Below are 9,520 nucleotides of genomic sequence, written 5' to 3'. Positions count from 1 at the left end.
GTCACCCGGCTGCTCGGCGAGCTCGCCCCCCGGGACGGGGCCGCGCCGCCGGACCCGCGGCTGCTGCGGGTCTTCGCCGCCTGGCGGCGCGGGCGCTCCGTCCGGCCCGTCGTCGAGCGGTGGCACCGGTGGCGCTGGGAGCTGGGACGGGCGCGCGCCCGCCGCCGCTACCCCAGCTCCAGCGTGCCGACGGTCTCGCCGGACAGCTCGCCGGTGACCACGAACCCCAGCCGGAGGTAGAACCCCTCGGGCCCGCCCTCGCCCTGCTCCCACAGCACGGTGATCCGCCGGACGCCCCGCCGCCGGGCCTCGGCCGCGACCTGGTCCACGGCGAACCTGCCGACGCCCCGCCCCTGCGCCCCCGCGGCCACGGACAGGCGCCACACCCCGGCGCGGAACTCGGGCAGCTCGTGGTCGGGGTCGAAGTTCGCCATGACGAAGCCGACCACCTCGTCGTCGTCCAGGACGACCCGCGGCCACGCCGTCGGGGTGACGTAGGCCTCCGCGACCGACTCGACCACCGGCGCGACGAACCGCTCCTGCCCGGGCGCGAGGCGCAGCCGGACGGCCGCGGGCAGGTTCTCGGGGGTGAGCTCGGCCAGCCTCAGCGTCATGGGCCGACGCTAGGAGGCGGGTCCGACACCGGCCCTCAGCCCAGGGGCACCGTGCACCACACGGCCTTGCCGACCATGGTCGGCCGCGTCCCCCACCGGGCCGACATCGCCGACACCAGCTGCAGGCCCCGGCCGTGCTCGTCGCTGTCGTCCGGGTCGCCGCGCCGCGGCATGGTCTGCGCGCTGTCGTGGACCTCCAGGGCGAGGGCGGTCGGACCGCGCCGCACCCGCACGTGCACCGGCGGCCGGCCGTGGACCAGCGCGTTGGTCACCAGCTCGGACAGCAGGAGCAGGACCGTCTCGCAGACGTCCTGCTCCACGCCCCAGGCCGTGAGCGCGGCGCCGACCTCGCGCCGGGCGCGCGGGATGCCGGCCGGCTCGTCGTCGACGGTGAGCGCCAGGGTGGGTGCCGGCTCCCCGCCCTGCACCTGCGCCATGAGCACCGCGACGTCGTCGTCGGAGCCGCCGGGCAGCAGGGCGCGGACCAGATGCGCCGGGGTGTCCCGGTCCAGCCCCTCCGGCAGGGCCGCGACCAGCGCGCTGAGCGCGTCGATCCCGTCGTCGATGTCGCTGCTGCGGTCCTCGACGAGCCCGTCGGTGTAGAGGACGAGGACGGCGTCGGACTCGAGGGTGACGTGGACGTCGCTGACGGCGGCCACGACCGTGCCCAGCGGCGGGCCCTGGGAGTGCTCGAGCCGCTCGACCGTCCCGCCCGGGCGGCGCACCAGCGGCGGCAGGTGCCCCGCGTTGGCCAGGGTCAGCGTCGCGTCGTAGGGGTCGTAGACGCCGTACAGGCAGGTGACGATCTGGTCGTCGCCGAGGTCGCGGACCACGCCGTCGAGGTACTCCAGGACCTGCGAGGGCGGCAGGTCGAGCCGGGCGAAGGCGCGCACGGCGGAGCGGAGCTGACCCATGACGGCAGCCGCCCGGACCCCCCGGCCCATGACGTCGCCGACGACCAGCGCCGTCCGGCCGCCGCCCAGGCCGATGACGTCGTACCAGTCCCCGCCGACCTGGGTGCCCTCGGCGCCGGCGCTGTAGAACGACGCGACGGACAGCTCCTCGGCCTGCACGTCGTCCTCGGGCAGCAGGGAGCGCTGCAGCTCGTCGGCGATGCGGTGCTCGCGCCCGGCGGCCTCGGTCGCCGCGGCCACCGCCGCGCGCGCCTCCTCGGCCAGCAGCTGCTCGGTGACGTCCTGGTTGCTCCCGCGCAGGCGCAGCGGGCGGCCCTCGGCGTCCCGCTCGAGCTCGCCGAGGGTGCGGAAGGTGCGGACGCCGCCGTCGCGGTCGATGAGCCGGACGAGGTAGTCCACCGGCTCTCCGTGCTCGACCGCACGGGCCAGCGCCGCCTCGACGGCAGGACGGTCGTCGGGGTGGACGCGGTCGGCGAAGGCCTCGTCGAAGCCGCGGGCGGCCACCTCCTCCTCGGTGAGGTCGGCCTGGCGGACGAACTCCGTCGAGGCGGTGATGGCGCCGGTCGCGACGTCGACCTCCCAGCTGCCGACCCGCGCCAGGCGCTGGGCCTGGTCCAGCAGCGCCTGCATCTGCTCCAGCTCGCGGCGGGTGCGGCGGACCCGGTCCAGCTCGAGGTTGGCGCGGACCCGGGCCCGCAGCTCACGGCTGGAGAACGGCTTGGCCAGGTAGTCGTCCGCCCCCGCCTCCAGGCCGCGCACGGTCTCGTCCTCGCCGGCACGGGCGGACACGAGCACCACCGGCACGTGGGCGGTACGCGCGTCCTCGCGCAGGGCCGCCATGAGCCCCACGCCGTCCAGCCCGGGCATCATCACGTCGCTGAGCACGAGGTCCGGGGAGTCGCGGCGGGCGATCTCCAGCGCGGTGCGGCCGTCGGCGGCGACGAGCACCTCGTGGTCCACCGCCAGCAGGCGGGTGACGTACTCGCGCATGTCCGCGTTGTCGTCCACGACGAGGACGCGGGGACGGTCGGTCCCGGGCGCGGGCGTCGACCCCGGCCCGGTGGGGGTGTCGACGAGCCAGCGGGACGCCTCGGCGAGGTAGCCGCGCGGGCCGCGGCCGCCCTGGCCGCCGCCCGACGGGGCCTCGAGCACCTGCTCCGCCGGCAGGTGGTCCCGGCCCCACGGCACGGTGACGGTGAACGAGCTGCCGCGCCCGGGCTCGCTGTCCAGCGCCACGGTGCCGCCGTGCACGCCCGCCAGGTCCTGCACCAGGGCCAGACCGATGCCGGAGCCCTCGAGGCTGCGCGACCGCGCCCCCGCCACCCGGGCGAACCGCTCGAACAGCCGGACCTGCTGCTCCGGCTCGATGCCGGTCCCGGTGTCGGTGACCGTGAGCCGGGCCCCGTCGGCCGCGGCCTCCAGCCGCACGTCGATGCCGCCGTCGAAGGTGAACTTCAGCGCGTTCGACAGCAGGTTGAGCACGACCTTGGCCCACATCTCGCGGTCCACCCAGACCGGGCCGGGCAGCTGCTCGCACGACACCGTGTACGACAGCCCGACCCGCTCCACCGCGGTGCGGAACGTCTCGGCGAGCTCCGCGGTGGCCGCCGTGAGGTCCGCCGGCTCGAACTGCGCCTGGACGGTCCCGGACTCCAGGCGGGAGAAGTCCAGGAGGGTGTCGACGAGCTTGAGCAGCCGTTCGCCGTTGCGGCGCACCACCTCGACGCGCTCGCGCTGGCGGGGCCCGAGCTCCTCCTCGGTGTCGGTGAGGGCGTCCTCCGCCGGGCCGAGCATGAGGGTGAGCGGGGTCCGGAACTCGTGGCTGACGTTGGTGAAGAAGTCCGTCTTGGCACGGTCGAGCTCGAGCAGGCGCTCGGCGCGCAGCCGCTCCTGCTCGTGGGCGCGGACGCCGGCCAGCGACGCGGCGACCTGGCCGGCGACGAGCTCGACGAAGCCGCGGTGGTCGTCGTCGAGGGGGCGGTACCGGGTGAGCCCGGCGACGAGGAAGCCCAGCGGGCGGGTCTCGTCCTGCTGGCGGAAGGGCACGACGAGCGCCTGGCGGGGACCGGCGTCCCGGCCGCCGGTGGGAAGGTCGGGGAAGCGCAGGTCCAGGTCGTCGACGACCGCCGTCTCGCCCCGCAGCACCGCCTCCCGGGGCCACGGCGACGGCCCGTCCGCGGCGATGACCGGCGGCGCCGCGTCGTGCGGCAGCGCGAGGCCCGTGCTCGCGGCGAGCACCGCCTCGCCCGTGGGCTCGAGCAGGTAGACCAGCGTGAACGGCAGCAGCGCGTCGGCCGCGCCGAGCTCGCGCCGCACGACGTCGAGGACCTCCTGCTGCGCGCGGGGGGCGGTGAGCCCGGCGCCCAGGTCGCGGACCAGCGCCATGCGGCGGGCCCCGACGACGCGCTCGGTGTCCTCGCTGACCACGCACAGCATCCCGGCGACGGCACCGTCGTCGTCGGCCAGCGGCGAGTAGGAGAACGTGTGGTAGGTCTCCTCGCGGTACCCGCTGCGCTCGAGGAACAGCATGAGCGCCTCGTCCCACGTGGCCTCGCGGGTCCTCATGACGTGCTCGATCCGGCCCTCGATGTCCGGCCAGATCTCGGCCCACACCTCGCTCGCCGGCCGGCCGAGCGCCCACGGGTACTTGCTGCCCAGCGTGTCGCGCCGGTAGGCGTCGTTGCAGAAGAACGTGAGCTCCGGCCCCCACGCCATCCACATCGAGAACCGCGAGGACAGCAGGACGCGGACCATGGAGGCCAGCGGCACGGGCCAGGTCCGCGGCTCCCCGAGCGGGGTGGCGGCCCAGTCGACGGCGGCGAGGTCGCGGGCCACCTCGCCGGACCCGAAGACGTCGTGGGGCGCGTCGGGGACGTCGGGCACGGCCGGGACGCTACCGCCCCGGCCGCCGAGGACGTCGTCCTCCTGCGGCAGCAGGGCCACGGGTCAGGCGAGCAGGTCGCCGGCGCGACCGACGAGGAAGACCACGAGCACGACCGCGGCCAGCCCGACCGCGAGGACGAGCAGGGTCCGCACCGTGAGGATCTTCGCGGTGCCGGGCTCGCCCGGGGGCTTGCGCTGCACGCCCTGGCCGGGGCTGGTGACGTAGTGGTGGCGGCTGACGACCACCACGCCGGCGATCCACAGCACGCACGCGCCGACCGTCACCCACAGCACGGTCAGCCAGCCGTCGTCGGACAGCGGCACGATGTTGGCGAGGGGCAGCACCCGGCCAGGGTCGGTGCTGCAGGCGGGCGCCGCAACCGCTTGCCACCACCCGGACGCCTGCGACCAGGGTCAGGACCGGGCGCACCGCGACGCCGCCGGTCCTCAGGGCAGGGGCCGCGCCGGCAGCACCCGCCCGCGCACCTCGCCCAGGCCGACCGGGTGCTCCTCGTCCGGGCCCGGCGCCCACGCGGTGACGACGACCTCGTCGCCGTCCTCGAGGAAGGTGCGGGTCGTCCCGTCGGGCAGCACGAGCGGCTCCGCGCCGCCCCAGGTCAGCTCGATGAGGGAGCCGCGCTGGTGCCTGCCCGGACCGCTCACCGTGCCGGAGGCGAACAGGTCCCCCGTCCGCAGCGACGCCCCGGCGACCGTGAGGTGCGCCAGCTGCTGCGCCGCCGTCCAGTACATCCCGGCGAAGGGCGGGGAGGACACGTGGTGGCCCTGCAGCGTGACGCCGAGGCGCAGGTCGAGGCCCCACGGGTGGTCGGTGTCGTCGAGGTAGGCCTGCACCGGGTGCTCGCGCGGCGGGGCCGGCACCCGGGCGGCGGCCAGCGACGACAGGGGGGTCACCCACGCGGACACCGAGGTGGCGAAGCTCTTGCCGAGGAACGGGCCGAGCGGCACGTACTCCCACGCCTGCAGGTCGCGGGCGGACCAGTCGTCGACCAGGCAGACGCCGAACACGTGGTCGGCGAAGGCGGACAGCGGGACGGGCTCGCCCTGCACCGAGCCGATCCCCACGACGAAGCCGACCTCGGCCTCGATGTCGAGGCGGCGGGAGGCGACCACCTCCGGCGCCGCGGACCCGGGCGGGCGGACCTGGCCCACCGGGCGGCGCACCCCGGTGCCGCTGACCACGACCGTCCCGGCGCGGCCGTGGTAGCCGACGGGCAGGTGGGTCCAGGCGGCCGGCAGCGGCGGCTGGCCGGGGCGGAACAGCGCGCCCAGGTTCGAGGCGTGCTCCCTGCTGGCGTAGAAGTCGACGTAGTCGGCCACCGTGAACGGCAGCCGCAGCCCGACCTGACCGAGGGGGACCAGCAGCTCGTCGGCGGGGTCGAGGGACGGCAGGAGCGCGTCCAGCCACTCCCGCTCCTGCGCCCACGCGGCCGGGCCGAGGGCCATGAACGCGTCCAGGGTCGGCTCCGACAGCGCGTCGGCCAGGTCGAGCCCGTCGCGCCGGGCGGCCCGCCCGACGTCGAGCACCGCGTCGTGCAGCCGCACGCCCACCCGGGGCCGCTCCCCCGGCCGGTCGACGACCCCGTGCGCCTGGGTCTGCGGCCCGAACGCCCCGGCGGGGACCCCGTCGAGGACCGTGCCGGCGCCGGGAGCTGCCGGGCTCACGCCCCCGACCCGGGGCGGGCGAGCAGCCCGAGCCCGGCGAGGTCCTCGACCGGCTCCACGGTGGAGCAGGTGCCGAACCCGGTGAACGCGTGCCGCACCGCGACGGCGCCCGCGTGGTCCAGCGCCTGCAGCACCTCCAGCACCGGCCCGGGGTCCGTGGCGGCGACCAGCCGCTCGACCGCGGCGAGGTCGGCCCCGTGCTGCGCGGCCGCCGTGGCTGCCATCAGGTTGAGGAAGCCGTGGTGGACCCACCCGGTGTCCTCGTCGCGGTGGCGCAGCGCGTTGTGCAGGCCGGCGGTGGCCTTGAACGGCACCCGCGCGGCGACCGCCGCGGCGACGAAGCGGGCCACCTGCCCCACCGGCGGGAAGGCGGACGCCGACGTGCCCCCGGTGCGGAGCTTGGCGCGGACGCCGGCGCGGGCGAGCTCCGGCAGGGCCGCCGCCGCGTCGACGTGCCCGGACAGCTCCACGTGGACGTGCGCCTGCGCGGGGACGAGCATCCGCACCGTGCGCAGCACCTCGGCGTCGGCGTCCCCGGCACCCAGCGGCACCTCGTAGGACACCGCGCGCAGCACGCTCCGCCGGGCCGCGCGCACGGCGTCGCCGACGCCGGTCAGCCCCTGCGGGACCGTGACGGTGACCGGCAGCGGGGCGACCATCCGCTCCGCGACCCCGGTCGAGGAGAGGGCGTCGACGAGCGCGTCCACCCGGTCCGCGCGGACGACGACGGGACCGAGCAGCTCCGCGAACCAGGCCGCGGCGTGCATCTCGCGGGCCTGCACCGCGTCGTCCACCGACGCGTTGCCGGGCGGGAAGGTGGCGGCGTCGTCGAGCAGGCCGCCGAGCAGGACCGGGGGGACGCCGACGACGACCGAGCGGGTCGCGGGGTCGGGCACCGGCGCGACCGCGGGGGGCTCGGGGGGCTCCGGGCGGGCCACGGCGCTCACCGCTGCGGCCCCCGGCCGGACCAGGTCCAGGCGTAGGCGCCGTCGTCGCTGGCCAGGGCCGCCTCGCCGAGCTCCAGCGGGCGGAACGTGTCGACCATGACCGCGAGCTCGTCGAAGCGCTCCGCGCCGAGCGAGGCCTCGACCGCCGCGGGCTGCGGGCCGTGGCTGTGCCCGCCGGGGTGCACGGTCACCGACCCCTTCCCGATGCCCGAGCCCTTCCGCGCCTCGTAGTCGCCGTCGACGTAGAACATGATCTCGTCGGAGTCCACGTTGGAGTGGTAGTACGGCACCGGGACGGCCAGCGGGTGGTAGTCCACCTTGCGGGGGACGAAGGCGCAGACCACGAAGCCCCCCGCCTCGAAGACCTGGTGGACGGGCGGCGGCTGGTGCACCCGGCCCGTGACCGGCTCGAAGTCGGACACGTGGAACGCGTACGGGTACAGGCAGCCGTCCCAGCCGACGACGTCGAACGGGTGCGCCGGGGTGACGTGGACCGTGCCGGCCAGGCCGCCGGGCCCGGCCCCCCGGTGCTTGACGTAGACCTCGACGTCGGTCCCGTCGCGCACCTCCGGGGCGGTGGGCCCCACGAGGTCGCGCTCGCAGTACGGGGCGTGCTCGAGCAGCTGGCCGTACCGGCTGAGGTAGCGCCGGGGCGGGGCGACGTGGCTGCTCGACTCGATGCAGTAGGCCCGCAGCGGCCCGGCGGTGGCGACGTCGACGGGCAGCCAGCGGTGGGTGGTGCCCCGCGGCACGACGACGAAGTGGCCCTCCCGGACGTCGAGGTGGCCGAACACGGTCTCCACGCGGGCCGCGCCGCGCTCGACGTACACGCACTCGTCCCCGACCGCGTTGCGGTACAGCGGGGAGTCCGCGCCCGCCACGACGTAGCTGATCCGGACGTCGGCGTTGCCGAGCACCAGCCGACGGCCGCGGACCGCGTCGACGTCGCCGGCCGCCGCCGGGTCGGCGAGGTCGTGCAGGCGCAGGTGCCGCGGCAGGAGCGGGGTGTTCGGCGTCGTGGTGCCGTCGGGCAGCTCCCAGGTGCGGGCGTCGACCAGGGCCGAGGGCACACCGACGTGGTAGAGCAGCGAGGAGTCCGAGGAGAAGCCCTCCTCCCCCATCAGCTCCTCGCGGTAGAGCCGGCCGTCCGGGTCCCGGTGCTGCGTGTGCCGCTTGTGCGGCACGTGTCCCATGGTGCGGTAGTGCGCCACCGCGTCCTCACCTCTACAGGGCGTCGTCGTCGACGCCTCGCTGACCCCGCGACCCTACCTCCGGGCCCGGCCGCCCGTCAGGCCGCCGGGAGCACCGCACGGGGCTGCCCGGGGCGGTACGGAGCGCCCGGAGGGAGGACGGCGCGTGGGACCTGCCGGGCGCACCGGGCTCCACCTGCGACCATGTGAGGCGCTCGGCGCACCCGGCGCCGCCGCCCCTGCCCCGTCGGAGGACCGCCCGTGAGCCGCTCCCGCCTGCCCCTCGTCACCGTCGGCACCCTCGTGCTCGCGCTGTCCGCCTGCGGCGGCGGGTCCGACCCGGCCGCGCCTGCCGCGGAGACCCCCACCGAGGCCACCGGCGGGCCGACCGAGGAGGCCACCGGGGACGCGACGGGCGAGGCCACCGGTGACGCCACCGCCGAGGCGACCGGTGCGGCCGGCGCCGGGATCGCGGGCTGCGAGCCGGCCTCGCTGGAGACCCTGTCCGAGGGCGTGCTCACCTTCGCCACCTCCGAGCCCGCCTTCGAGCCGTGGGTCGTCGACGACGACCCGACCAACGAGCAGGGCTACGAGTCCGCCGTGGCCTACGCGGTCGCGGAGAGGCTCGGCTACGACGACGGGTCGGTGGAGTGGGTGCGGGTGCCGTTCGACGCCGCCATCGCCCCGGGCCCCAAGGACTTCGACGTCGCCCTCAACCAGTTCTCGATCACCGAGGAGCGCCGCCAGGCCGTCGACTTCTCCAGCCCGTACTACGACGTCCGCCAGGCCGTCGTCACGGTCGAGGGCAGCCTCGCCGCGGACATGACGTCGCTGGACCAGATGGGCGAGCTGCTGTTCGGCGCGCAGGTCGGGACCACGAGCCTGGACGCGGTCGTCGAGGCCGTCGGGCCGACCATGCAGCCCCAGGTCTTCAACAGCAACGAGGACGCCGTCAACGCCCTGGCCAGCGGCCAGGTCGACGCCATCGTCCTGGACCTGCCGTCCGCGTTCTACGCCACGGCCGCCCAGCTGGACGCCGGCGTCATCGTCGGCCAGCTGCCGGCCAGCGGCGACGCCGAGCAGTTCGGCGCCGTGCTCGACCTCGACAGCCCGCTGACGGACTGCGTGAGCCAGGCCGTGGACTCCCTCGAGGCCGACGGCACGCTGGACGCGCTCCAGTCCGAGTGGCTCGCCGACGCCGCCGGGGCCCCCGAGCTCGGGTGAGCACGGCCCGTCCCGGCACCTCCGGCAGCGGGACCGCCCGCCGCGGCACCCGCCGCGGCGGCAGC

The 9,520-nt window shown here is 76.4% G+C and carries 7 protein-coding genes; 1 reads left to right on the top strand and 6 read right to left on the bottom strand.

Features of this window, described 5'->3' with window-relative positions:
* Positions 1–167 precede the first annotated feature (167 nt).
* The 6 genes from WCS02_RS13660 to WCS02_RS13635 form a co-directional block, all read right to left on the bottom strand.
* A complete protein-coding gene (locus WCS02_RS13660; protein WP_340294137.1) occupies positions 168–614 on the bottom strand; it encodes a GNAT family N-acetyltransferase in 447 nt (148 codons plus the stop codon).
* 35 nt (positions 615–649) lie between these two features.
* A complete protein-coding gene (locus WCS02_RS13655) occupies positions 650–4,411 on the bottom strand; it encodes a SpoIIE family protein phosphatase (protein WP_340294135.1) in 3,762 nt (1,253 codons plus the stop codon).
* A 63-nt stretch (positions 4,412–4,474) separates the two neighbouring features.
* On the bottom strand, positions 4,475–4,756 hold the full coding sequence (locus tag WCS02_RS13650; protein WP_340294133.1) for a hypothetical protein: 282 nt from the start codon (positions 4,754–4,756) through the stop codon (positions 4,475–4,477).
* A gap of 102 nt (positions 4,757–4,858) precedes the next feature.
* Entirely contained in the window at positions 4,859–6,094 is a 1,236-nt protein-coding gene (gene fahA / locus WCS02_RS13645) for a fumarylacetoacetase (RefSeq protein ID WP_340294131.1), read from the bottom strand.
* Positions 6,091–6,990, bottom strand: a complete 900-nt coding sequence (locus tag WCS02_RS13640; RefSeq protein WP_340294130.1) for a hypothetical protein — start codon at positions 6,988–6,990, stop codon at positions 6,091–6,093. The genes fahA and WCS02_RS13640 overlap by 4 nt, the downstream gene beginning before the upstream one ends.
* Before the next feature lie 47 nt (positions 6,991–7,037).
* The gene (locus WCS02_RS13635) at positions 7,038–8,252 is read right to left on the bottom strand and encodes a homogentisate 1,2-dioxygenase (protein WP_340294128.1); all 1,215 of its coding nucleotides are present in this window, start codon (positions 8,250–8,252) and stop codon (positions 7,038–7,040) included.
* Positions 8,253–8,492: 240 nt separating this feature from the next.
* Here WCS02_RS13635 and WCS02_RS13630 point away from each other — a divergent pair, with 240 nt between their 5' ends.
* Positions 8,493–9,455, top strand: a complete 963-nt coding sequence (locus WCS02_RS13630; protein WP_340294126.1) for an ABC transporter substrate-binding protein — start codon at positions 8,493–8,495, stop codon at positions 9,453–9,455.
* Positions 9,456–9,520: the final 65 nt, after the last annotated feature.

This window comes from Aquipuribacter hungaricus (genome assembly GCF_037860755.1).
GTDB classification, from domain to species: domain Bacteria; phylum Actinomycetota; class Actinomycetes; order Actinomycetales; family JBBAYJ01; genus Aquipuribacter; species Aquipuribacter hungaricus.
The sequence above is the reverse complement of the archived record's forward strand: the minus strand, read 5'-3'. Positions and strand labels throughout refer to the sequence as shown.